Source organism: Marinibium conchae (assembly GCF_015595035.1).
Lineage (GTDB): Bacteria > Pseudomonadota > Gammaproteobacteria > Enterobacterales > Alteromonadaceae > Glaciecola.
In genome coordinates, this window is the sequence record NZ_JADNRN010000001.1 from 194,362 (window position 1) to 220,634 (window position 26,273).

Consider the following 26,273-nt stretch of genomic DNA (forward strand, 5'->3'; position numbering starts at 1 on the left):
TTTCGCAGTATATGAGGTTAATATGAATCAACCTGCAAAAAGGTTTCCTGTAAAACAGCTCACATTGGCTGTGCTGGCATCATTAACAGTTTCACAATCTGTGGCTTTTGCTCAGGATGATGAGGAAGCTATCGAAGAGGTCGTAGCAACAGGAACACGCTTGAAAGGCACGGCTACTGCGGTACTAGAAGAACGCAAGAATCAAGCCTTCGTAGCCGACATTTTGGGTGCCGAACAGATATCAAGAACAGGTGACAGTGATGCTGCTTCAGCTTTGCGACGAGTGACCGGACTGACATTAGTCGATGGTAAGTTTATTTATGTACGCGGCTTGGGCGAACGCTATTCCTCAACGCAACTAAACGGCGCAGCAGTGCCAAGCCCTGACCCAACACGTAACGTTATTCCCCTTGATTTGTTTCCGTCTGATATTATCGAAAGCCTCTCCGTTCAGAAGTCGTTTTCTCCGTCAATGCCAGCCTCGTTTGGTGGCGGTAATGTTGATATTCGATTGAAAACACTTCCTACTCAGTTTGTATTTAATGTGAGTGGAAGTATCGGTTATGACACTGAAAACTCGGGTGACGCTTTGGCCTACAATGGCGGCGATAAAGACTGGCAAGGACGTGACGATGGCACGCGTGCTGCACCACAGTCAATTGCTTCCCGTTGGGAGAATAAAGACTTTTTGGATAATCTTGAGCCTACAGAAGCGCTAGCGTTATTCAAAGATGTCAATCGTGACTACGATCCTTTCATCGACAGTGTTGGCCCCGATGCAGGTTTCTCTTTTTCACTCGGAAACTCTTATAACATAAACGACGAGCTTCGCTATGGTTTCCTAGTGACCAGTAGTTATAATGCAGATACTACGGTATCGAAAGAATATGAGCTTCAACAAGCCGACCGTGTGCAAGAGGATATTGTGATTGCACGATTCTTTGATGACATACTGGTAACTGAGTCTACCGTTAAGTGGTCGACAATGATCAATTTTGGTATTGACTACAACCGCAATCACGCGATTAACTATAGCCTCATTCTTTTGAACGATACCCGTGATGAGGTGAGCGAAAAGTTCGGAAATACAGAAAATATCAACCAAGCTGAAGGGCTTCGTATTCGCGATATCGATGTCGAATATGAAGAGCGAAAACTGTTTACTAATCAGCTACGGGGCATGCACACCTTTCCAGAATTAGACTTTGCTGGCCTCGATTGGCAATACAGCGTGGGACGTTCGGTTAGAAAAGCACCTGGTAATTTTTCGTCACGTTTCATTATCAGCGATGACAACGAAGATGGTGTATTTGATGCAAGCAACGAGATTGTATTAAATAACTCTACCACAGCCGCGCGCTACTCTTTTCAGACTCTGCATGATCGCTTAGAAAACTTTGGTTATAACATTAACTATCCAATGGCGATTGAAAACTGGGAAATGGAAGTGAAGTTCGGCGGGGATTTCGTTAGTAAAACCCGTACCGCTGAAAACCGTCGATTCGATGTAAATACGCGTGCGTTTTCAAACACCGACCTGCTTATTGGCGATTCCTTTTTCTCTGCTGTTAGCGACACAGTGTTAAACGATACCAGTAACTTTAATTTAAATGGTTTCCCAATTTTGCGTGATACTACTATCGCAGGTGATGATTATGCGGCAGCTCAGAAAGTAGATGCTTACTACGTAGAGGGCGACTTCTTTTATAAAAACAAGTGGCGCTTCAGCGGTGGAGTGCGTTGGGAAGACTTTAGGCAAGTGGTAGCGCCTTTCGACCCTCGCACTAATCAATTTGATTTACCAGACGACGCAGACCGCTCCCAGTTGGCTTTCAATGAAAGTGATTTTTACCCCGCTATTGCTTTCACTTATATCCCAGATGAGAGTATGCAATACAGAGCAAGTATTGGTAAAACAGTGGTTCGCCCTGATTTGCGTGAAGTCTCATCATCCACATTCATCGACCCACTTACCGAATTCCCAATTGCCGGTACACCAGGTATCAAAACCACTTCAATCATTAACTTTGATTTAAGATGGGAATGGTACCGCGAGGCTGGAGACAACTTGTCAGTGGGTTTGTTTTTTAAAGATATGGATGCGCCTATTGAGTCTGTGCAGTCTCCTGCGCAAGATGGGCCGCCTCTTATTCGTATCGCGAACGCAGAAACCGGACTACTGTACGGTGTCGAAATAGAATTTCTGCAGGGTTTGGATTTTATTGACGGTGAAGTGTGGGATAACATCTTTGTTTCAGGAAATCTCACGCTCAGTGATTCAGAAATTGAACTCGATAGGCAAAATATCGTTGATCAAACCGGTGTATCGGCAGCGATTACTAACCTCAAGCGTAGACTCACTGGTCACTCTCAATACGTCTTAAACCTACAGGGCGGTTTCGATTCAGATAACGGTGAGCACAGCGTGTCGCTTGTGTACAACGTATTTGGCGATCGAATACTGATCCCTGGTATTGATGGATTTGAAGATAGTTTTGAACAACCGTTTCATTCTTTTGATACGGTCTATAAATACTATCCTGACTTTAATACAACAATTACTGTTAAAGTGCAGAACATCTTAGGTGAAACGAAATTGCTTGAGTTTGAGGACGTGTTATTGCGCTCTGAATCACGCGGACGTCAATTTTCACTCTCGTATAAATACGATTTCTAAACTGCAACAAAAAGTTCATAAAACTCTTTGAATTGCTCTAGGCTGTGCTACTCCATGGGTCGCGCAGCCTTTTTATGAGCCTTGTTACAAGCCCTTTCCAAATATGACAGTCATGTAATAAATCTGTAATACAAGCGCTCTATCCTTTGCCCAGATTTTGGTGTGCAAGCGCCGTATTTATTTGGAATTAGGATGCGTATATGAAGCTTATGAAACCCCTACTAGCTGTCGCGGCAACGACTCTGTTACTGAGTACATCGGTAACGGCGCAAGAAGACAAGTACTTAGAGCCTGCTGTGGAAAAGGCAACTGAGATTAATGAATCGGCCGTAAAGTCGCAAAGTAAAATCAATAGCATCACTGATCAAATTGACGACAAACTTCAGCAATTTAAAACCCTCAATAAAGAGATTGAAGGTTTAGAGGTTTACAACGCACAACTGCGCCGTCAAATCGCCAATCAAGCTCAAGAGATGCTCGATTTAAATAGCTCCATTGACGAAGTTAGCGTAGTTGAGCGTCAAATTACGCCACTGATGTTGCGCATGATAGACGGTTTGTCACAATTCGTAGCACTTGATGTGCCTTTCCTTGAAGAAGAGCGAAGCAATCGCATTCTTGATTTACAAAGCATGATGGATAGAGCTGACGTATCTCCTTCGGAGAAATTTCGCCGTGTTATGGAAGCCTTTCAAGTTGAAATGGACTATGGCAAGACAATTGAAGCTTATCCTGGTTTGAAAGAGATTAATGGTCAGGAGCGTTCTGTAGACTTCTTACGCATAGGTCGTACCGCGTTGATTTATCAAACACGCGACGCCAGCGCACAAGGTGTTTGGAACAAACAAACACGTCAATGGGAAGAGCTTGACTCAAGCTATAAAAATCAAATTGCAAAAGGGTTGAAAATCGCCAAGAAGCAACTAGCACCGGACCTACTAATGGTTCCTGTCGCGATTACAGACTAAGGAAATACTATGACTCTTTTTACTCAATCAACTATGCTTAAAAATATCGCATTAGCATGCACGGTATTCACTCTGTCATTTTCGCTACAAGCGCAATCAGATACTGCACTTGACCTTGATGCTTTATTGAAACAGTTAGAAGAAGGTAAGTTTGCACAGAGCGAGAAAAATAATCGCCGTGAACAAGACTTTATCAATCAGCGTGCTCAACAAGACCAAATGTTGCGAGACGCCATCGCTAAACGCGACGAACAACTTGCTTTGTCTGAGCGTCTTGAAACGCAATTCGAAGAGAATGAATTCAAAATAGCTGACTTAAATGGTGCCCTTGATAATCGTCTAGGCTCATTAAAAGAGCTCTTTGGTGTGCTTCAGCAAGTAGCAGGCGACACTAAGAATAAATTTTCAAATTCGGTAATCTCTGCACAGATCCCAGGCCGCTCTGAGTTCCTCGATAACATGGCACAGTCGATGGGCAGCTCGACTAAGTTAGCTTCCATTGCGGAAATAGAACGAGTTTGGTTTGAAATTCAACGCGAAATGACAGAGTCGGGTAAAGTAACTCGCTTTACCACCGACGTGGTTGAAGCAGGTGGCCAAAAAGTGACAAAAGAAGTGGTACGAGTTGGGCCATTTGGACTTGTTGCCGATGGTCTCTACCTTGATTACCAAGGCGCGACTGGCGTTGTGTCTGAGCTTTTACGTCAACCAGCTAATCGCTTTGTCGATTCAACTGCAAATCTTCAAGCATCAAGTGGCGAACTAGTATCCTTTGGTTTAGATCCTACTGGTGGCTCGATTCTAGGCTTGCTTGTACAGGCTCCTTCTCTTGAAGAGAGAATTCATCAGGGTGAGCTTGTGGGTTATATCATCATCGCTGTTGGTGCAATTGGTATTTTTGTTGCTATCTGGCGCTTCTTGGTGCTAACCACTATTACCAATAGTGTTAATCGCCAGTTGAAATCAAACACATTAAGCGATAAAAATCCCCTAGGTCGCGTACTAAAAGTGAAAGAAAATTATCCAAATGTGGATACCGAAGCTTTAGAACTGCATCTTACAGAAGCCATTTTGGGCGAAGTGCCTAAATTGGGTCGTTATTTGACGCTAGTGAAAATGATTTCTGTGGTCGCGCCGCTAGGCGGATTGTTGGGTACGGTTACAGGTATGATTGTGACCTTCCAACAAATTACACTTTTTGGTACTGGCGACCCTAAAATCATGGCTGGTGGTATTTCCTCAGCACTCATGACGACAGTACTAGGTCTGGTTGTCGCAATTCCTACTACTTTGCTATATGCATTGTTGAGCACGCAAAGTAAAAACGTGGTGATGATCCTTCAAGAGCAAGCCGCTGGCGTCATTGCAGAGCGAGCTGAAAAGCAAGAAGCGAAGGCATAAGCTATGTTGGTTGATATCTTCGAATCAATACGCGACTTTACCGAAACTGGCGGTTCAATACTGCTGGTTATCGGGACGCTAATTTTCGTGATGTGGATATTGATACTCGAGCGAATTCTTTACGTGGCCAAAGGTCATAAGGAAATGATGAAGTCGACCATTGACGAGTGGCGTTCGCGCGAGGAACGAGCCTCGTGGAATGCCATACAAATTCGTCAAGCCATGATCTCTCGAGTGAGTTTACGTTTGCGTTTTAGTTTGCCGATTATCCAAGCGTTGGTTGCCCTTTGCCCACTTCTGGGATTGATGGGTACGGTAACCGGTATGATCATGGTATTCGATGTAATGGCAATGACGGGCGGTGGAAATGCGCGCTCAATGGCGGCTGGCGTATCACAGGCAACAATACCGACAATGGCAGGAATGGTAGGGGCACTTTCAGGTGTTTTCGCCTCTACTTGGCTAACACGGACCGCAAAAACAGAACGCATGCATCTTGAAGATGCCCTGCAACTTCAACGTAGCGAATAGCGCGCGTTTGAAAAAGGAAGAATGATGAAGCATTTACAAAATTTAGTAGAAGAAGAAGAAGCAACAATCGATATGACGCCCATGCTCGACGTGGTATTTATTATGTTGATCTTCTTCATTGTAACGGCCTCTTTCGTTAAAGAGTCTGGAATTGATGTTAATCGTCCAGATGCGCCTACTGCGGTGAAAAAGGACCGTGCAAATATCCTAATTGCTATCAGCGATAAAGGTGAAATCTGGATCAATAAGCGCAAAATTGATGTACGCGCGGTACAGGCAAACGTTGAACGTTTGCATGCTGAAAATCCTCAAGGCTCTGTTGTTATTCAAGCTGATAGAAAGTCAACAACGGAAACCTTGATAAAGGTAATGGATGCCTCTCGTGCAGCGGGTGTTCCAGACGTTTCAATCGCGGCCAATGAGTAATCGCTATGCTTAGAGTGTTAATCGCCATTGTTTTAGCTGCGCTGATTACCTTGAGTTTGTTCTTTTTGATGCAAGCTTTGATAGCCAGTGGTGACAAAACCCTTACCGAACCACCGGAAGGTCGAGTGCTAGATTTTGTGCGTGTTCCGAAGGACGAGGCTGTACAGAAAAAAGAGAGCAAACCAAAGCGTCCACCTAAGCCTGAAACACCACCACCCGAGATGGAACAGCCACAAATGGATTCGCCTACTCCTGATGGTGAAGGAGCTGCTCTCGATTTTGGTGCAGATGTTGCCAGTGATATTGCCTTGGATGGCGGTTTAGCTCTAGGCTCGGGTGATGGTGAATACCTACCTATTGTAAAAGTCACACCGGTATATCCTAGGCGTGCTCTGCAACGTGGTATTCAAGGTTATGTTATCGTTGAATTTACGGTAAACAAAGTAGGTGCCGTTACCCAACCTGTCGTTGTTGAGGCTAAACCTGAAGGTATTTTTGACCAAGCCGCAATAGACGCTGCGAAGAAATTTAAGTACAAGCCTCGTGTCGTAAATGGTGAGGCGATTGCCGTGTCGGGCGTACAAAACCGAATTACCTTTAAGATAGATGGTTAAGGAGAATTGACGATGAAAAATAAACTTTCCTTATTCTTGTCTGGCGTATTCGCGGCTTTAACCGTCGCTTTGTTAAGTACCTTAGCGATACCTGCCTATGCCTTGGAAGCACTTGAAACGAGCCCTCAGCCAGCAACAAACCAGCAAAATGCCGATAATCAAGCTGCTAATGAAAATGCCGTCTCGCCGGGAGAGCGTAAAACCCGTCGCGTACCCGCATTGCGTTCAAACGTGTATACCCAACTGTCGCGCGCTCAAAGCGCAGGTGATGCCGGCAATGTAGCAGAAGCGCTAGAAATTCTTGATGAAGTAAAAAGCAAAAGGTCTTCAATGAATGCCTATGAGCAGTCTATGATGTATAACTTTTATGGCTTTATTTATTACAACAGTCAGCAACTAGACAAAGCGATCGAGAGTTTTGAGCAAGCCATTGCACAGCAACCTATCCCAGCTAAATACGAACAAACCACACTCTTTTCACTTGCCCAATTGCACATGGCACAAGGAAATTATGAAAAGAGTATTAAGATGCTTGAGCAATGGGAAGCACTAAACAACGGTGTTATCCCGCCAAAGAATTTTGTATTAAAAGCACAAGCGCATTATCAAAATAAAAATTATGCCGAGTCTGCTCGCTATATCGAGATGGCAATTGAAGGTCACGAGGCCGAGGGCTATTTACCCGATGAAGCTTGGTTGATTCTCCAACGTGCTGTTTATTACGAAATGAAGCAACCTGAAAAGGTTAAAGAAATACTCGCGAAAATGATTCGCCTATATGACAATCCTCAGTATTGGATACAACTTGCGGGCATGTATGGCGAGCTAGGGCAAGAGAAAAAGCAGTTGGCGATGATGGAAAGCGCCTATCACATGGGTTACGTACAATCGGCTTCTGACATCTTCAATTTTGCGCAACTTTACTATTACCACGAAGCGCCTTATAAAGCGGCTCGATTAATGGAAATTGCGATTAAGAACGGCACCCTTGAAGCAAACTTGCGTAACTTAAAGTTTTTGTCTGTGTGTTGGACTGCAGCGAAAGAGAAAAGTAAAGCCATTGATGTGTTGATTGATGCCGCTCAATTGTCTGATGATGGTGAACTTGACGCTCAATTAGGTCACTTGTATTACAGTAGCGACGATTTTGATAAGGCAATAGAATCATCAACTCTGGCGATACAAAAAGGTGGTTTAGCGAACCAAGGAGCAGTGCACATGGTTATTGGTCTGTCGCATTACAATCAAAAACGTTATGTCGAAGCACTCGACGAGTTGGCCAAAGCCGAAGCATTCAAAGCTAGTCGCGCTGCAGCGCAACAATGGGGACGTTTTGTTAGTACAGAAAAGAATGAAGCTGAGCGTTTAGCCTCCGCCTTATAATGTTAAAGCCCCTGCTTCTACAGGGGCTTTGTGAACACAATACTAGGCTCTTGCCCTAGAAGAACACTTCGTTTATCTCTTCTTGTTGCTCCTCCTCACTTTTGCGTGAAGCATTTGGCTTACTTTTATCTCGAATCTCTAAGTCCCATTCAGTATCGCTGAGAGTGAAGTGGCTCACAAACTCTGCTAGGCGATTACTTAGTTTGCCCATGTCGATGCCTATTTGTACCGACACATGACTGGCTTCCTGTGACTCATGAAAGCACTTATCCATGAGGTCAAAATCTTCACCTACAGCATTGAAGTTATCGCGTTGTTCGGCGACGGTGTGATTAATTTCGCCAACATTTCGAGAGATTAAGTTCATTGTGCTCTCAATGCCTTCAAGTTTTTCTTTGGCTTCGTTCACTCGTTGGTTACAGCCTGCGATAGTGTCTTGGCCGATCGCCATGGTTTGTACAACGGTGTCAGTTTTCGATTGAATTGCCTCAACCATTGCCGACACTTCCAAAGTCGATTCGCGTGTGCGAGACGCCAAAGCTCGAACCTCATCGGCTACAACAGCAAAACCTCGACCTGCTTCACCCGCTCGTGCGGCTTCGATAGCCGCATTTAGTGCCAATAGGTTGGTTTGGTCGGCAATTGAACTTATCACATCAATCACGCTAACAATGCGGTCATTCTCTTCTTTAAGGGAATCGATCGATTGGCTAGCTGAATCCATATAGCCACTCAGGTTTTGAATTTCACCTTCGGTCTCTTGGAAAGTTTTAAGTCCTATGCTTACGCTAGTTGCCCCTTCAGCACTGCTGAGGGAGATCTGTTCGGACACTTCTCTGACCTTATCGGAGGATTCACTGGCGATATAGAGTCGGTCGCGCATTTTTGACAGTTGCCGATTCTGTTCATTCGAGGATTGGGTGAGTGCATCATTGCCAAAAGATAACTCTTTCGACATAGGGATTAAGCGCATGGCAGACTTAATGAGTTGTGAGAATGTGCTATCTAAATGGCTGACAAAATCGTTGAAGCCACTGGCTAGGGCAGCTATTTCGTGTCTCCCGCTAATCTCTACGCGTTGAGTCAGGTCGCCTTCACCAGCGACAATGTCAGATAAACGGTGGCGTAACAAGCCAATAGGATCAGTGATTGTTTTAGCCAAATACCAAGCGCCAAACATGCCAAGGCCGATAGCGATTGAAATCGCTAGCACCGCGCTTCCAACTATTTGATTGCGTAACGAAATCGCTGGGGCAAATGCCTCTTCAGCATCTATTTCGCTCATAATTGCCCAATTGAGCCCCGAAATTTCTAGGGGTTTGTATGCTGAAAGTACGCTAACGTTACGGTAATCATCAAAAATGGCAAAATCACTTTGTCCGTCCAATGCAGCTGCAGTACCTTGCGTTTTCACCGTTTGCAGACCAATAGAAGTTTCTTTGTTTTGAATTTCATCAACAATGTCACTGGCTAAACCGATTTCACGCATTAGAGCGAGATATGCTGTTTGATCTTCAAGCAAAAAACGACTCTCACTACGCAGCCTAAAATCACTGCCAACTAAATAGGTTTCTCCAGACTCTCCAAGCCCCGTCTGTTCCCATTGACCTTGATAGGTCATGATTGCGTTGAGCCTGTCTATTGGCATTTGTAGGATCAGGATCCCTACTTTTTCGCCATCGAGATGAATAGGGCTGGCAATGAATGAAGCCGGAGCATTATAAGAGGGCAGGTACGGTTTAAAGTCAGTAAGCACAAAGTCATTGGGATCTTGTAGAGCATTCGCTTTGCTAAAGGCTTCAGCAATGCCTGAGTTGGCATAGGGTCCGTTAATTAAGGAGGTTGCGTAGTCAAGTTCTTTAAATACAGAGTACACAATGTTGCCTGTCTGGTTGTCGACTAAAAATAAATCATAAAAGCCAAAGCGCTCGATAAAGTCTCTAAAGATAGGATGATATCGGGCGTGCTCTTTGTCGTAGTTATCAATATTAGCGGTCAGCAGTTTTTGCTTGTTGCCCAGTGGATAGGAGTTGTTCGAGATATAACGGCTTTGCATTTCAATAGCTAAAGGAGAAAGCCCCTGCAGTTGCTGGTTAAGTGGTGCTTGGCTTTTGTTTTTATCTTGGAACACTTTGCCAAAATCACCTTGATAATAGTTCTTCAAGTTCGCATTAGGGCTGGCAGCGCTGCTCTTAGCGTCAATATTATTGAACTCTTGACTAAACACTTGCATCGCTTGAGCTGTCATCAGGTTAGACGAGCTTGTTGCCACTTGCTGCTGAATATCTGCAAAATAATTTTCAACTTGTGAGGCGGTAATGTCACGAGTTGAGATAAGTGAGTTTTTAGCGTCTTGCTCGAGGGATAGTTTCCCTGCAGAAATCGCTGAAACACCAATAAAAATACTGCTTAACAGCACAGGAATAGATGCCAAAAGAGCACCACCGAGAAGCATTTTGGATTTGATCTTCATTGTTTACCTAAAAAAGCTATACAGACGAACTGTATGTAATATCGGCAGCTAGCAATATTAATTGAGTCAGATATGACCGAAGAGTGATTACCAAATATCGATAATAAATTGCAGATGCAAAGAAATTAGTGCAGCGAAGCAGGGCACCTCGCTGCAGGAAGTACGGCGGTATTATTCGTCGTTAGCTATTTTTTCATGTAGCCACGCAGCATGACGTGGGGCTTTTTTTGTTTTGCTCCATTCTTCTAGCATTGCTGGCGCAACACTGTGAAGCTGTGCCATTTGTTCGCTAGTTTGGGTATTCGCGGCTAGCTCTAGGCGGTGGCCATTTGGGTCAAAGAAATAGATAGATTTGAATATGCCATGGTTGGTTGGACCGATAACCTCAATACCGTGACCCTCAATGCTTTTTTTCGCAGCAAGCAGCTCATCGACACTGTCGAGTTTCATGGCGATATGCTGAACCCAGGCCGGTGTGTTCGGATCTCGACCCATCTCAGCTTGCTCAGGTAACTCAAAAAACGCCAACACGTTTCCATTACCTGCATCCATGAATATATGCATGTAAGGGTCGTAAGCGCCGGTTGATGGCACATGGTCCTCGGCGATGGCAAGCTGAAAGTCCATACCTAAGACCTGTTGATAAAACTCAACGGTTTCTTTTGCATCTTTGCAGCGATAAGCCACATGATGGAAACCCTTTAATTGGATTGGGTGGCTCATGCGCCCTCCTTTTCCCCTGTGTTTAATACGCCGCGATTTATCTGATCTCGCTCTATTGATTCAAATAGTGCTTTGAAATTACCTTCACCGAAACCGTCATCGCCTTTTCGTTGAATAAATTCAAAAAATACTGGGCCAAGCTGGGTTTCAGAGAAAATTTGCAGCAATAATCTTGGGCCATTTTCGGTAGTTCCGTCTAGTAAAATACCGCGAGACTGTAACTCGGATACCGGCTCACCATGGTTGGGCAAACGTCCTTCGAGTAGCTCGTAATAGGTGGCAGGTGGCGCTGTCATAAAAGGCATGCCCATGTCTTTTAGGCGATCCCAGCATGCAACTAAATCGTCACAGCTAAAGGCAATGTGTTGTATTCCTTCTCCATTGAAGGCACGAAGAAACTCTTCTATTTGGCCTTTGCCGCCTTCGCCTTCCTCATTTAGAGGAATACGTATTTTGCCATCGGGCGCGGTGAGGGCTTTCGAAGTTAAACCGGTGTATTCTCCTTTGATGTCAAAGAAGCGAATTTCCTGAAAATTGAAAAGTTTTTCGTAAAAGTCAGCCCAATAGGCCATGCGTCCGCCATAGACATTATGAGTTAGGTGGTCGATAACCTTAAAACCAGCGCCCACAGGATTGCGGTCGATACCATCGATATAGTCAAAATCGATATCGTAAATGGACAGTTCATCGCCGTAACGGTCAATTAAATAAATAATGGCATTACCAATACCGCGTATTGCAGGTAACCTGAGTTCCATAGGACCGGTTTCAACCTGCACAGGTTCTGCCCCCTGAGCTAGCAAATGTTCGTAAGCCTTAACTGCATTCTTAACTCGGAATCCCATACCGCAAGCGGAGGGTCCATGTTCGCGAGCAAAATACCACGCGGCTGATTTCGGCTCATAGTTAGCGATTAAGTTGATGCCGCCCTGACGCCATAACTGCGCATCTTTTGTACGATGATTTGCTATGTGAGTAAAGCCCATCGCGGTGAATACAGTTTCTAATTGCCCCTTCTCGGGTGACGAAAACTCTATGAATTCGAAGCCGTCGAGGCCTACTGGGTTGTCAAACAAATCTGGCATGTTGATATTCTCATTATTATGTTGCGCTTTTTTCCAAGTCATTCAGCCACCTTGTAGAGACTGTGAATACATGCTTGGCTTCGCGCTTTATTTATTCGGCTAAGTGCCCGATGACACTCATTGATGGGCGCAGTTTAGGATATTTCGTAAAAAATTACTGCAATTGCAACGCGGAAGTCGCTTTTCTATCCCCTTAGCTTTATCTCGAGGTGTAAAAATAAAGTTACGAAAGTTGGCTGTGAGTATTGATTTGTGGTTTGAAATTCCATGGCAGATTGCACTTTCGAGCGTATTTAGCTTGTGTCTCCAATAACTCTATTGCGCCCACCTTCCTTTGCTAAATAGAGATTTTCGTCGGCGAAAACTAACATGCTTTCAATCTTGCGTTTGAACTTGCTGGTTACACCGATACTGACGGTGCATTGCACACTCACGTTTTTGCGCACGATAGTTTTAAGACTGAGGGCTTCTCGAAATTCGTCCAGGAGTACCAAGGCTGCGTGTTGGGGAAGATCGGGCATAAATACGCAGAACTCTTCACCACCAAAACGTGATATGCAGTATTTGCCGAAGTGTTTATCAAGCAATTTGGAGAACTCTTTTAACACCAAATCACCGTGATCATGGCCGTAATTATCATTGATTGATTTGAAGTGGTCGAGGTCCATCAATGCTAAAGTTTTATACTCTAGGCCACGCTGCATGCGCTCTTTAGCTTGACTGAAAAAGTGTCTTCTATTGGGTAAGCCCGTTAAATAATCAGCGTTTGCGGTCTTTCTAATGAGCGCTATTTGCTCAACATACTCAATATTCTGCATTACCCTTACAAAAAACTCTTCGTGACAATAGGGCTTTTTCAGATAATCGTCTGCGCCACACTTTAAAAACCGCGCCAGAATGGTAGGGCTATGTTCATCCGACGAGCCAATGATGCTCAAGCTGTCTTTATCAAATGCTTTTCGAGTCTCGGCAACAACATCAACACCCGCTAACTCTGCAGTCGCGGTTCCAAATTGAGCGTCTATGATCATAAGCTTGATAGTTGGGTGAGCATGCAAATAATCTATAGCCAACTCTGGCTTTGCGACTTCATGAGTTTCAAAGTTATGTCGTTTGAGTAAATCGACCATATTTTTGCGTGAGCGCCGAGAGCTATCAGCTACCAGCACACCAATATTTTTATTGCGCTGAAGACGGGTGAGTAAACGGCTGAGGTACTCGTAGATTTGTGCATTTTGTTTTGGGATATAATCTATCACTGCCTTGCTGAGAATATGTTCCCTAACGTCATCTTCTGTGCTGTTGGTAATTACAATCGTCGGCACGAAAGCATCTAGTGCAAAGTCGATTGCTTGGCCATTTTTTGCATCAGGTAGCTGGTAGTCAACCACTGCACATAGGTAGCTTTCTGGTGGTGTGGAGCTGAAAATGGCGCGCGCTTGTGTAAGCGTTGTCGCACTAACTACATCAAGCTTTGCTTTGCCGATGACACGTTTAAGTACCCTTAAGTTGGCACTGTCGTGCTCGATCAATAAAACCTTATATTTCATAGTGTTTGAGCCGGCTTGTACTAAAATTCTCTTTAACCACAAATAGAAGAGAGCGTTTTTTCGTCTTTGCTTATTAAAACTATAGCACCCAAAGCATGCAATAGCTCGTGACCTTTGTCTTGACCTTAAATGATTATTAGTTGACTACTTATATAAGTGCTTATATATTTATTCAGCATAAGGTGAAAAAAGGCACTCAAAATGAAAATACCCGCGCAAGAGCAGCATGTTAAAACACAGCAAATAGACTTTTTGGATGAATTGGCCGAGTTAGCGCTAGGCAGTCGCTTGAAGCGCATCAGTGAAAAAATGCTGGCGAATGCCGCTCAGGTATACCAGGCCTTTGATATGAATATTCAACCAAAATGGTTTACCTTGCTTGCCCTGCTTGATAGTAAGGGGAGTGTGAGTATTGTTGAGGCATCGCAGTTATTAGGCTTGTCTCAACCTGCGCTTAGTCAGTTCTGTAAGCAGTTGAGTGAAGAGGGGTTAGTGGACGTCACGGTCGACCCTGAGGACTCGCGTCGTAAAGAACTATCTTTGAGTACGAAAGGCAACGCCGCCATTTTAAGAATGCGACCTATTTGGGAAGCCGTAGAAGCCGCTGCAATTGAATTATGTGAGGACAACGCTAATGATTTCTATCGTTCACTCATTCGTTTTGAGAGCGCTTTCGACAGCCTAGATTTGTTCGAGAGAACAAAGAAAATACTTGATAGCCAAGCCATCGATAAACAAGCCGCGGATAAACAAATGATAAACCACACTATCAGTATACTCGATTTTAGTGCAGAGCTAGCCCATTATTTTGAGTCGATTAATACACAATGGATAGAGCAGATGTTTGTGCTTGAAGACATTGACAAGCAAGTATTGCAAGATCCTCAAAGGCACATCATTGATAAGGGGGGGCGGATTTGGTTTGCTAAACATCCAACACTTGGTGTCGTGGGAGCCTGCGCTCTCCTCAATAAAGGAAATGGTAATGTCGAGTTAACAAAAATGGGTGTGTTGGATAGTGTTCGGGGTATGAAGGTTGGAGAGCGACTGTTGCAACATGTTATACAAGAGGCATTGAATATGCGAGTCGAGACGCTATTTCTGCTAACCAATGCTAAGTGTGAAGCCGCTATTCATTTGTACGAGAAGAATGGTTTTGCTCATGATGCAGATATTATGCAAAGGTTTGGGCAAAGCTATCAACGTTGTAATGTCGCTATGCGCTACGTGAAGCAATGATATGGATCGCTTATCTGAAGTATTAAACCGCTTTTCAATGGACGCAGGCGTTTTCTTTACTGGTAATTTATGTGGCATGTCGTCGTTTGAGCTTAACAAAGACGAAGCTATTCATGGCCATCTGCATGTACTTAAACAAGGCAAACTAAAGCTCATTCAAGCAAATATGAGCTCTCTAATTATTGACCAGCCAAGCGTTTTGTTCTTTCCGCAAGGTAAGACTCATCGCTTTGAAAGCGATCCTGATGTGGGTGCTGATTTGGTGTGTGCGGCCATTCATTACCAATCAGTTGGGAGCGATCCGATTGCTAGTGCTCTTCCTGAACTCATTCATTATCCTTTAAATGAAAAGCCTGCATTAGCGCGTTCGGCACTGTGGTTATTTGAAGAAGCCTTTGCACAAAATAGTGGCCGTGAACCGATGATAAACCGCCTTTGTGATATTTTCATTATTCAAATCCTACGTGAAGTGCTCGAGGACATTGAGTTGTCTCAAGGTATGCTGGCAGGTCTTTCGCATCCACAAATAGGCCGATTATTAGCGACGCTTCATCAGTCACCGCAAACTCAATGGACTTTAGAGATGATGGCACAAGAGGCAGGCATGTCTAGATCGAAATTTGCCTCTTTATTTAAGACACTGGTAGGAAAGTCGCCGGGGGAATATCTTGCCGATTGGCGCATGACTTTGGCACAAAGTATGTTGAAGAAAAATCAATCTGTGGGTATTGTTGCTCACAGTTTAGGCTATGACAGTGGTTCGGCATTAGCTCGTGTGTTTAGAAAAAGGGTAGGGATGTCGCCCAAAGAATGGCTTAAAAGCGTCAGCAAGATAGGTAAAGCCTAATCCTAGCATAAAAGGCTACATTATTTCAGGGCTTGTACATTAGGGAACACAGCATGTCTAACGATGTTTTAAAAGGTCAAGAGCGCATTCGATTATTGCAACAAGTGCTTGAGCATCATCAGTCTTTAACGCCTAGTGCCTATGAGCAAATCTTGGATGCTTTGAATAGTCAAAAAGAGAGCTTTGGCTATTCCTCCAAAGGTAAGCTTAAGGTTGCTTTTTACGATATCCACTCTTACGACAAGAATGCTTTTGAAGCACTCGGCGATATTCCTATCGAGCCTGTCTTTCTCACTAACTCACTGAATGCTTTGTCGGCAATACAGGCAAAGGGCTGTCTTGCGGTATGTGTCTTTGTGAATGATGATTGCAGTGCCCCGGTGATAGAAAGACTTGCCATGTTGGGGGTTAAGCTAATTGCACTAAGGTGCTCGGGTTATAATAATGTTGATTTAGATGCGTGTGCTGCCAAAGGCATTGATGTAGTAAGAGTGCCTGAATATAGCCCTTACGCTGTGGCGGAGCATACTGTGGCTTTAATGCTAATGTTGAATCGAAAACTGCATCAGGCTTACATGCGTAATAAAAACGGACAGTACGTTCTCGATGGTTTGGTGGGCTTTGACATGCGTGGCAAGCAGGTGGGCATTATTGGTTTGGGCAAAATTGGCAAAGTGTTAGTTGATATTCTCAGTGGTTTCGGCTGCGAAATATTGGCCTACGATGTAAAGCCAGATCCCGCATTGGAAGGTCGTGACAACCTTCGTTATGTAAGCTTAAATGAACTGGCTAAAAATGCTGATATCATTAGCCTGCATGCCCCCTTGTGTGACGAAACTTATCATTTGGTAGATGCAGCGTTAATTGAGCAAATGAAAGCAGGTGTGATGCTCATCAACACGGGGCGAGGAGCATTAATCGACACTAAAGCACTGATACAAGGCTTAAAGTCGCAAAAAATTGGTGCCGCTGGCATCGATGTTTATGAAGAGGAAGCTGATATTTTCTTCAAAGATAAAAGCGGTGAAGTACTTACCGACGATGTCTTTGCGCGCCTAACCACGTTCAACAATGTGGTGATTACCTCGCATCAAGGTTTTCTTACCCATGAGGCTTTGCGAAATATCGCACAAACCACCCTCCAAAGTTTAACTGAGTTTAAAGATGGACAACGAGGGCTTGGTCTGAGCTATTCTGTGCTCGGGAATCCTTAGGAGTTAATGCTATAAAACAAGGCAAAGGCTAAACAAACAGCTTATCACTAGCGCGAGATCAATATCAGACGCTGCCAAACCATTTACTATGTTGTTTTCTATATGCAGCAAAGCTAGCACGAGGCTTACCTATGCAGTCACTTGTTTCTCAATTTACTAATCAAATTCCATGGTCTGAGCTTTTGCAATCGGGCAATCGTATTTTTCTGGGCTCCAACGCGGGTATTCCTAACGCGCTTGTCGATAGCTTAATAGAGCACGGACGCAGTATCAAAGATCTGGAAGTAACCCATATCGGTACCTTATCAGATGAGCGCTGGGCGCTTCCTGAACACCAACATCAATTTAAAGTGAATACCTTTTTCATTCATGGCAAAGTGGTGCGTCAGGCTGTTGATGAAGGGCGTGCTGATTATACACCTTGTTTTTTATCGGAAGTGTCTAGTCTGTTTACGGACGACATATTGCCACTTGATGCAGCTTTGATAATGGTCAGTGAACCCGACGAGCTTGGCTACTGCTCGTTGGGGGTATCGGTAGACGTGGTAATGTCGGCAGCGCGCTCTGCGAAGAAAATTATTGCTCAGGTGAATCCTGCTATGCCAAGAACAGCTGGGCACTCTTTTATTCACATATCGGAATTTGCTGCTTGTATCAAGCATGAGCAAGCTTTGCCTGAGATTATTCCTGCGCCCAAAAATGATATTTACGAACGTATTGGGCAATATGTTGCCATGTTAGTGGAAGATGGCGCCACACTTCAGCTAGGTATTGGTAAAATTCCAGATGCTACTTTGCGCTACCTTACAAAACACAAAGACCTAGGGATTCACAGTGAGATGATCAGCGATGGTGTGATTGATCTGATTAAAAGCGGTGTTATCAACAATAGAAAAAAGACTTTTCACCCCGGTAAAGCGGTTGTGAGCTTTTGTATGGGAACTAAACGTTTATATGACTTCGTTCACAATAATCCTCACGTCGAGTTTTATCCAACTAGCTATGTAAACAAACCCACCAACATCGCCAAAAACGACAAGTTAGTTTCTATCAATAGTGCTATTGAGGTTGATTTAACTGGGCAAGTGGTATCAGACTCCATCGGACATGATTTTTATAGTGGCATTGGTGGGCAGGTCGACTTTGTTACCGGAGCCACTATCAGTAAGGGGGGAAAGCCTATCATTGCTTTACCTTCTACTGCCAAAAACGGCACACTTTCTCGTATCGTCGCCAATATTCAAGATGGCGCAGGGGTGGTGACTTCACGTGGCAATGTGCATTATGTGGTCACTGAGTTTGGTGTTGCGAGCTTAAAAGGTAAAAGTATACGAGAGCGTGCGCTGGAACTTATTCGCGTTGCTCACCCGAAGTTTCGCCAAAGCTTATTGGATTCGGTGCGCAAACACTACTATGTACCAGATTATCAAACGCAATATCCAACAGATATTCCTGAGTTAGGAGAGCTCCAATTAAGCCCCATCAATATCGACGATGACAAGTTCTACTTGCGACCGCTAAACCCTGCCGACGAACGTCGCTTGCAAGAGTTCTTCTACTCGCATACCAAAGAAACGCTGCGCCTTCGCTACAACTACATACCGCAGGGCATGAGCCGTCAAAACTCTTGCGAGCTCGTGAGTGTTGATCAGACTAAAGATGTGGCGTTAACCATTGTTAGTCAGCAAGGCTCCAAGATGAAAATTGAGGCGGTAGGGCGTTACTATCTTAATCAAGATAACTCCTGTGAAGTTGCTTTTGTTACACGCGAAAACATGCAAGGTAAAGGTATGGCGACAAGACTAATGAAGGAAATGATCAGTATTGCAACGCAGCGAGGCGTGAGCAAAATGGTCGCTTTTGTGCGCAGTGAAAATAAGCCCATGATATCGGTTTTTGAACAGTTTGAATTTAAGCGCGTATTTAACCCCGACCCAGCTGAAGTAGAGTTGATATTGTTTTTACAGGAGACATAGATGTCGTTAGTGTTGGTAGGTAGCCCAGCGTGTTTACTACACGATATGGACCCAGAACATCCCGAACAACCGGCCAGATTGCATAGTATCAACGACCAGCTTTTAATATCGGGCGTAGAGCTGAGCTTGCAATTCCTCGACTCGCAAGCCGCAACTAAAGAGCAACTATTACTCGCTCACGATAAAGACTTCGTTGAAGAAGTCTTCAATAAGTCACCCTCTGAAGGTCAGCAATGGCTTGATGATGATACCTTAATGATGCCCCATTCTTTAACGGCTGCTTTACATGCTGCCGGAGCAGGTATCGAGGCGGTGAACAAGGTGCTCCCGAGAGAAGAGGAGTGCCCCGAATTTATGCCTGTAACCACTGCATTTTGCGCCGTACGCCCACCAGGCCATCATGCAGAGCATGCCAGATCCGGAGGCTTTTGTATTTTCAATAATATCGCGATTGCCGCCCGCTATGCATTAGAGGTGCGTGGTTTAAAAAGAGTGGCTATCGTTGATTTTGACGTGCATCATGGAAACGGTACAGAAGATATATTCAAAGACGACGATAGGGTCATGTTTTGTTCGTCCTTTCAGCATCCTTTTTATCCTTTTAGCGGCACTGATACAACAAAAGCCCATATTATCAATACTCCTATACCGGCGGGTACAAAAGGCAGCGAGTATCGCGAATTAGTGCATCATTGGTTTGCAAAGCTTGATGAGTTCAAACCCGAGTTATTATTTATATCTGCCGGCTTTGATGCTCATGCCGAGGACGATTTGGGGCATCTACGCTTGCAAGAAGCCGACTATGAGTGGATAAGTTATGAGCTTAAGGCGATTGCTGATAAGCACTGTGAAGGCCGAATTGTGTCAATGCTCGAGGGCGGATATGCTCTGGGTGCCTTGGCTCGAAGTGTGCTCACTCATATTAAAGTGTTAATGGCTTAAGCTTGGTCGACAGAAAGCTTGTATCTTTTTTCAATATTGTTCCGTATTTCTTCTACAATAACACGGTATTTTATCATTTAGACCAAAATCTAGGAGCAAGGAATGAAATATTCACCATTGGGTAGCTCGGGCTTGTCTGTATCGCGTGTGTGCTTGGGGAGTATGACTTGGGGCGTCCAGAATAATCAGAGCGATGCCGACGCACAGATCCAATATGCTATCGACAACGGCGTTAACTTTATTGATACGGCTGAGATGTATCCGGTACCGCCGTCAGAACAAACACATGGTGATACTGAAGCTATTATAGGCGATTGGTTATCAAGAAATGCCAGTAAGCGTTCGGATATCATTATTGCAAGCAAAATTGCAGGGCCTGGCTTTCCCTATGTGCGCGACAACTCAATGATCAGTGGTGCAACTATTCAACAGGCGCTCGATGACTCGCTGCAAAGGTTGCAGACAGATTATATCGATGTTTATCAGTTACACTGGCCAAATAGAATCTCTCCACATTTTGGAAAGCATTGGCCAAATCAAGTGCTTGCTACTGAGCAAGATGTTAGGGCTGAGCGCGATCGTATGCGCGATATTGTGCAGGGCTTAGGACTAGCCATTCAAGCAGGAAAAATAAAGCATTGGGGTTTATCTGACGACACGCCTTGGGGCATTCATACTTATCTACAGCTTTGCGACGAACTCGGTGTGCCAAAGCCGGTATCGATTCAAAATGAGTTCAACCTATTACATGTTAAAGATTGGCCTTATCTTATTGAGTCATGTGTGTTTGAAGATATTGCTTACTTGCCTTGGTCGCCATTATCTGGCGGTATGCTGTCGGGGAAATACATCGGTGGCGCTAGGCCCAAAGGAAGCCGTTGGACAATGATGCAACGTAACGGCTTATTTAGGAACACGCAACACGCGGAAGACGCCGTAGTGGCTTATTGTGAGATTGCGAAGAAGCACGGTATAAGCCCTAGTCAGTTGGCATTAGCTTGGTGCGATCAAGTTGATGGCGTTACATCAACCATTATTGGAGCAACGAATTTGCCTCAGTTGGAAGAAAACATTGCAGCTTTTGACATGACACTGTCACAAGATTGTGTAGATGCTGTGCTTGAGACATTGCAGAAATACAGTATGCCATTCTAGTAAGTGCCGTGTTGCGGTTATTGCTGATTTTATAGAAAACTCTGCGCTCCGTTCTCGAATAAACCTAGGTTTTTTTAAGGGCGGAGCAAGTTTATGTTCAACTATTTAAGTTTAACTTTTCTACTATCTCACCTACATCGTGTTTGAATTTAGCATTGCGTAAGGTGCTATTAATTTGGCCTAATTCATAACGTTCAACTTGATCCTGAGAATAATACAGCGCCTCATTAAGTGTTTCTGCGAAACTAATTTCTTCAAAATCAATGTTATCCATCGCACGCTCAAACACAATAATGTCGGTTAAGCGACAAATTATATAACTGAATAAAGCCACTTTTTGTTGCTCTTCGTCTAATTGGCTTGAGTCCAATTTATTAACCAGCGCTAGAGCGTTGGCACCTAAACTATCAATGATTTCGGTGGGCAACTTCGCGTTTGCAGCGAAGACTTTTGCCATTATTGAAGGGTTAGTTCCAAGCATGTTCTGTATGTTCTGTAGTCTTTCAAAGTATGGACTGAAGTCGAGGTAGAACTCAGCAATTTCAGGCTTGGCAGCCAGCAGTGATATGTCGCCAAGATAATCTAATAAACAACGCGTCGAAAGCTCGGCAGAGTTTTCTAATTTCATGTCCTTTGCGACTAATAAGCCGATCGAGCTTGCTAAAAAGCTTGCCTTCCAAATGCGATGGTATGCTTTCTTTTGTTCTTGAGTAGTAAAATCGGCGCTGTGTTCCAGTGCAAACTGCATCGAGATGTTTTTGGCTTGTAGAACCCCCAAATACACCACTGCATGGTTAATAGTTGTGATCGACTTTTGTAGCGCGAACAAAGAGGAATTTGCCACATTAATCACTTTCACTACCAACTCAGGATCTTTTTTGACAATGTCGAGTAATTCTTGCGGGTCGCTAATGTCTCGTGTTAAAGACATTAATAGAGGATGTGGCTTTTTGAGGCTAGATGCTTCTAAGAGGAATTGCTTCTGTTCTTCATCCGCAATATCTTCAAGCAATTCAAAATTAAGTAAGGCTTCACTCGGTTCTGGGATGTCTTTAGCGTCGCGAAGTTTGAGGCTTGGTACAGTGTCTTTTTCTAAACCGACGAAGCTTTGCGCTTTGCTAGTTCTCTTTTTTGACGGGTTCTGTGTCTCAATAGTCGACTTCTTGCCCATTGCGTATAAGTATACTATTAACAGAAGAATAAGCACCAAGCCCACAGCGACGCTCGAGTACATGATAAGATTTGTTGAGGTAATGTCTGGTGACACGCTTTAGCTCTGCAATGTGAGTATTTTTATAGATATTACAACAGGAAAGAGCATATTTCCTGCATAGTTATTAATCTAAAGGTATGTTTTTCTACAACATTAGTCTGTTAACTAAGCAAATTGCTGCACATCATCGCAATAATGTGGTGATCTTTTGCCTATTTCATCTGCAAGTATTGTCAAAAAATCAGGCTCACTTTTGCTTGAAAAAGCGAGCCTCTTTTTTCGGCAGTGTATGTTTGCATGGCTTTTAAAAAGCATACTTCATTGAAAACTGCAGACGTGTCATGTCGCCATCCAGTCCAGATTCAATTTCTCTGGTAGCTTGCTTAATTTCAGCCCCAACAGTGATTTTTTTAGTCGGCGAATATAACAAGTTTGCACTCATACTACTTGTGGCTGAGTTAACTCCTAAGCCAGTTAACGCTGTGTCATTATCTATCGTCAGTTGGGCATAGGTCACACTCGAGCGCATTTTTGAATTCCATAGGTGGCGGTACGACAGCGCAAATGCAGTTGAATCGATGCTTTTCAAATTACCATTGGCATCAAGGACCGCCCCATTAGCTGTATTAAGAGCAACATAGCGACCAAGCCCCGAGCCCGAGGTTAAAGATATACGAAGGTCATCGCCATTATCAAAATTAATTTTTGAGTTAATACTGACGCCCGCAGAGCTTGCACTGTCATCAATAAGATCACCCTCTACGTAGCGCAGTTGGCGAACAATACCTGCAACCGACAAATGTCCCCAATCAGCCTTATGCGTATATCGCACAACAGCATCAGGTAACGATGAGTCATCTGATACGATTCTTGTACCACCACCGAATGGTGTAATGGTGGACTCAGAATTCTCAAGAGCGAACTCCCATGCACCACTTTGATAACGAACTAAGGCTTGACGATCGAAGGCAACACCATCAGGAACGCCAATAAAATCCAAGGTTTCAGGGAGGGTCTTAACATCTTGGAAAGTGGTCCAAGTTTGGCCGACCGTCCATGCTTTATATTTAATAAAACCATGTCGAATGCGCGGAACGTAAGAGTTACTGACTCGTTCATTACCACCAGGCGTCACTAGGAAGTCAATTTCAAGCACGCCAGTTATGGTGTCTCCTTCGTCAGTTTTCGTTGTAGAGGTAAATTGAAAGCGACTTTGTTTGGCGTGTGCGTCAAATTGAGTACTTTCTTTTATGCCGCCGACAGGTGTCAGCCCCGGAATGTAAAAATCGCGACCAACACTTTGGCTGCTAAGTGTGCCATCAGAATATGAGCTGAATATTGCATCAGCTTTAATATAGCCAGAGAATTTCACTTCAGAATTTGCTAGTAGATCTGCCTGAGCATGTAGTGAAACACTAGACATTCCTAGTGCTACAGACACTGCAATAGCATACTTAGTTATTAAATTTTTCATGTTCGGACTCGTTTGTTAATTTAGTGTAAAGGTATGGTTAATCAGGAGTAATATTACTAAGCTTGCTAGAATTGCAAATTAGCCCATGGTCTATAAGACTAAGGTCGTAGGGTCGTCGCTCGCGCTGTATTTTAAGCTCGAATGTATGAATTAGTGAAACAAAGTCAATGGCTTAGAACACAGCTGAATTTGCTTTTAGTGCTAGCTAGGCGTTGGCGCAAATGTTAACTTATAGCATTCGAGCTGTTAATGCAGAGTCTGATACCAAAGTCGCATTTTGGTTTGCGGGCATCGGTATATGGTAGTGGTATGTTGTCGTTAATCTTTTTAGCCAATACTTTTAATTAGCGCTTGAGCGCTCAGCAGCCTTTTTGTTGAGAAGTGACTTTCAGCGTCGTAGATAAGAACGTAATCAAGGAGACTACTTTATGTCGGCCAACAAACTTTACCCCGTACCGCAAGCGTATAAACAAGATACCCTCCTTACGCCCGACCAATATAATGCGATGTACGAGCAGTCAATAAATGACCCTGAAGCCTTTTGGTCACAGCAGATGACTCAGTTGGATTGGTATAAGCTTCCTTCGATCATCAAAAACACAAGCTTTGACTCACAAGACTTATCAATTAAGTGGTTTGAAGATGGTGAGTTAAATGCCAGCTACAATTGTATAGATCGTCACCTTGCGACTCGTGCAAAGAAAACTGCACTTTTTTGGGAAGGTGATTCTCCTGAACACTCGCAAGAGGTTAGCTACCAAGAGCTTCATTACGAAGTGTGTAAGTTAGCTAATGGTTTAAAAAAACTTGGAGTTAACAAGGGCGACCGCGTAGCGCTGTATATGCCAATGGTGCCGCAAGCAGCTTATGCCATGTTAGCTTGTGCACGCATTGGGGCCGTACATTCAGTGATATTTGGGGGCTTCTCACCGAATGCGATTGCAGACCGAATTAACGACAGCTCAGCTAAGGTGGTGATTACCTGTGATGAGGGTCGCAGAGCAGGTAAGTCTGTTCCATTGAAGGCTAACGTCGATAAAGCCTTGGCAAATGGCGCATGTCCGTCAATTGACGCGGTTGTTGTGCATAAGCTAACCGGCGGAGCGGTAGAGACCTCTGCTGTCGACGTGTGGTGGCATGAGCTAACCGAAGACTGCTCAGGGCAATGTGAGCCTGAAGTGATGAATGCTGAAGACCCTTTATTTATTCTCTATACATCGGGCTCTACCGGTCAACCTAAAGGCGTGGTGCATACCACTGGTGGTTATTTGCTATGGACTAGCATGACGTTTAAATATGCCTTTGATTATCGCGAAGACGATGTGTTTTGGTGTTCTGCTGATGTGGGTTGGGTTACAGGTCATAGCTACATCGTATACGGGCCACTATCGAATGGTGCTTCCCAAGTATTTTTTGAGGGTGTACCAACTTACCCCGATGTGCGCCGTGTTGCTCAAATCGTCGAAAAGTACAAGGTAGCATCACTGTATACAGCGCCAACAGCGATTCGAGCGTTGATGGCGCACGGCGATAAACCCGTGGAAGGCTGCGATCTATCATCGTTGCGTATATTGGGATCAGTGGGCGAGCCAATTAATCCTGAAGCGTGGGAATGGTATTACAGAACCATTGGCGAGAGTCGCTGCCCTATTATTGATACTTGGTGGCAGACGGAAACCGGAGGCATGATGATTACACCATTACCTACGGTTCATGATTTAAAACCGGGCTCCGCGACAAGGCCAATGTTCGGTATTCAACCCGCCTTGTTTGACGCCGATGGCAATGAGTTGCAAGGAGTCGCTGAAGGCAACTTGGTTATTAAAGATAGCTGGCCCAGCCAAGCGAGAACGGTATACGGTGATCATAAGCGTTTTATCGAAACCTACTTCTCGGCTTATGAGGGTGTGTATTTTACGGGTGATGGTTGTCGTCGTGACGAAGATAACTATTACTGGATAACCGGCAGAGTTGATGATGTCTTGAACGTGTCTGGTCATCGCCTTGGCACTGCTGAAATTGAAAGTGCCTTGGTAGCCCACAAAGATGTGGCTGAAGCCGCCGTTGTTGGTTACCCACACGATATCAAAGGGCAGGGAATATATGTTTATATCACTCCGAATGAGGGGGTAGAGGTAACCACGGAACTCACTGATGATATTCGTAAGTGGGTGCGTAGCGAGCTGAGCCCGATTGCTAGCCCGGATATGATTCAGTGGACGGGTGGTTTACCAAAAACTCGCTCGGGCAAAATAATGCGCAGGATTTTGCGTAAAATCGCCGCGAATGAGCATGAACAACTCGGCGATACATCAACCTTGGCCGACCCTTCTGTCGTTGATACACTTATCGAAGAAAGGTTAAATAAGTAAAAGGACACAG

General features: G+C 44.2%; 20 protein-coding genes. 14 read left to right on the forward strand and 6 right to left on the reverse strand.

Annotated elements, in window-relative coordinates:
- Positions 1-22: 22 nt before the first annotated feature.
- The 7 genes from ISG33_RS00810 to ISG33_RS00840 all read left to right on the forward strand — a co-directional run bounded on the left by ISG33_RS00810 (position 23) and on the right by ISG33_RS00840 (position 8,000).
- The gene (locus ISG33_RS00810; RefSeq protein WP_195731686.1) at positions 23-2,677 is read left to right on the forward strand and encodes a TonB-dependent receptor domain-containing protein; all 2,655 of its coding nucleotides are present in this window, start codon (positions 23-25) and stop codon (positions 2,675-2,677) included.
- Between the two features lie 200 nt (positions 2,678-2,877).
- Positions 2,878-3,645, forward strand: coding sequence for a DUF3450 domain-containing protein (locus tag ISG33_RS00815; protein ID WP_195731687.1), 768 nt, complete (start codon positions 2,878-2,880; stop codon positions 3,643-3,645).
- A 33-nt stretch (positions 3,646-3,678) separates the two neighbouring features.
- The gene (locus tag ISG33_RS00820) at positions 3,679-5,046 is read left to right on the forward strand and encodes a MotA/TolQ/ExbB proton channel family protein (RefSeq protein WP_195732953.1); all 1,368 of its coding nucleotides are present in this window, start codon (positions 3,679-3,681) and stop codon (positions 5,044-5,046) included.
- A gap of 3 nt (positions 5,047-5,049) precedes the next feature.
- Entirely contained in the window at positions 5,050-5,577 is a 528-nt protein-coding gene (locus tag ISG33_RS00825) for a MotA/TolQ/ExbB proton channel family protein (RefSeq protein WP_370545285.1), read from the forward strand.
- 21 nt (positions 5,578-5,598) lie between these two features.
- Positions 5,599-6,003, forward strand: a complete 405-nt coding sequence (locus ISG33_RS00830; protein ID WP_195731688.1) for an ExbD/TolR family protein — start codon at positions 5,599-5,601, stop codon at positions 6,001-6,003.
- Positions 6,004-6,008: 5 nt separating this feature from the next.
- Positions 6,009-6,617, forward strand: coding sequence for an energy transducer TonB (locus ISG33_RS00835; protein WP_195731689.1), 609 nt, complete (start codon positions 6,009-6,011; stop codon positions 6,615-6,617).
- 12 nt (positions 6,618-6,629) lie between these two features.
- Positions 6,630-8,000, forward strand: a complete 1,371-nt coding sequence (locus ISG33_RS00840) for a tetratricopeptide repeat protein (protein ID WP_195731690.1) — start codon at positions 6,630-6,632, stop codon at positions 7,998-8,000.
- Between the two features lie 55 nt (positions 8,001-8,055).
- Here ISG33_RS00840 and ISG33_RS00845 read toward each other — a convergent pair whose 3' ends face one another.
- The 4 genes from ISG33_RS00845 to ISG33_RS00860 all read right to left on the reverse strand — a co-directional run bounded on the left by ISG33_RS00845 (position 8,056) and on the right by ISG33_RS00860 (position 13,831).
- On the reverse strand, positions 8,056-10,473 hold the full coding sequence (locus tag ISG33_RS00845; protein WP_195731691.1) for a methyl-accepting chemotaxis protein: 2,418 nt from the start codon (positions 10,471-10,473) through the stop codon (positions 8,056-8,058).
- Between the two features lie 171 nt (positions 10,474-10,644).
- Complete coding sequence (locus ISG33_RS00850) at positions 10,645-11,196, reverse strand: VOC family protein (protein ID WP_195731692.1); 552 nt, start codon at positions 11,194-11,196, stop codon at positions 10,645-10,647.
- Complete coding sequence (gene hppD, locus ISG33_RS00855; protein WP_195732955.1) at positions 11,193-12,281, reverse strand: 4-hydroxyphenylpyruvate dioxygenase; 1,089 nt, start codon at positions 12,279-12,281, stop codon at positions 11,193-11,195. Before hppD ends, ISG33_RS00850 begins: the two co-directional genes overlap by 4 nt.
- Positions 12,282-12,574: 293 nt before the next feature.
- Entirely contained in the window at positions 12,575-13,831 is a 1,257-nt protein-coding gene (locus tag ISG33_RS00860) for a GGDEF domain-containing response regulator (RefSeq protein WP_195731693.1), read from the reverse strand.
- 201 nt (positions 13,832-14,032) lie between these two features.
- Between ISG33_RS00860 and ISG33_RS00865 the strand changes: the two genes are divergently transcribed.
- The 6 genes from ISG33_RS00865 (at position 14,033) to ISG33_RS00890 (ending at position 21,204) form a co-directional block, all read left to right on the forward strand.
- Positions 14,033-15,070, forward strand: a complete 1,038-nt coding sequence (locus ISG33_RS00865; RefSeq protein ID WP_229333405.1) for a bifunctional helix-turn-helix transcriptional regulator/GNAT family N-acetyltransferase — start codon at positions 14,033-14,035, stop codon at positions 15,068-15,070.
- 1 nt (position 15,071) lies between these two features.
- On the forward strand, positions 15,072-15,917 hold the full coding sequence (locus tag ISG33_RS00870; RefSeq protein WP_195731694.1) for a helix-turn-helix transcriptional regulator: 846 nt from the start codon (positions 15,072-15,074) through the stop codon (positions 15,915-15,917).
- Between the two features lie 53 nt (positions 15,918-15,970).
- Positions 15,971-17,131 carry a 2-hydroxyacid dehydrogenase gene (locus ISG33_RS00875; RefSeq protein WP_195731695.1) on the forward strand — a complete coding sequence of 387 codons (1,161 nt, stop codon included), beginning with the start codon at positions 15,971-15,973 and terminating at the stop codon, positions 17,129-17,131.
- 131 nt (positions 17,132-17,262) lie between these two features.
- On the forward strand, positions 17,263-19,107 hold the full coding sequence (locus ISG33_RS00880; RefSeq protein WP_195731696.1) for a bifunctional acetyl-CoA hydrolase/transferase family protein/GNAT family N-acetyltransferase: 1,845 nt from the start codon (positions 17,263-17,265) through the stop codon (positions 19,105-19,107).
- Positions 19,108-20,049, forward strand: a complete 942-nt coding sequence (locus ISG33_RS00885; protein WP_195731697.1) for a histone deacetylase family protein — start codon at positions 19,108-19,110, stop codon at positions 20,047-20,049.
- Positions 20,050-20,151: 102 nt separating this feature from the next.
- The gene (locus tag ISG33_RS00890) at positions 20,152-21,204 is read left to right on the forward strand and encodes an aldo/keto reductase (protein WP_195731698.1); all 1,053 of its coding nucleotides are present in this window, start codon (positions 20,152-20,154) and stop codon (positions 21,202-21,204) included.
- A 97-nt stretch (positions 21,205-21,301) separates the two neighbouring features.
- Here the strand turns inward: ISG33_RS00890 and ISG33_RS00895 are convergent, their stop codons facing one another.
- Positions 21,302-22,471 carry an HDOD domain-containing protein gene (locus ISG33_RS00895; protein WP_229333406.1) on the reverse strand — a complete coding sequence of 390 codons (1,170 nt, stop codon included), beginning with the start codon at positions 22,469-22,471 and terminating at the stop codon, positions 21,302-21,304.
- Positions 22,472-22,721: 250 nt separating this feature from the next.
- Positions 22,722-23,891, reverse strand: coding sequence for a DcaP family trimeric outer membrane transporter (locus ISG33_RS00900; protein WP_195731699.1), 1,170 nt, complete (start codon positions 23,889-23,891; stop codon positions 22,722-22,724).
- Positions 23,892-24,319: 428 nt separating this feature from the next.
- Between ISG33_RS00900 and acs the strand changes: the two genes are divergently transcribed.
- Positions 24,320-26,263 (forward strand): acetate--CoA ligase, encoded by a 1,944-nt coding sequence (gene acs / locus ISG33_RS00905; RefSeq protein WP_195731700.1) that lies wholly within the window; start codon positions 24,320-24,322, stop codon positions 26,261-26,263.
- Positions 26,264-26,273: the final 10 nt, after the last annotated feature.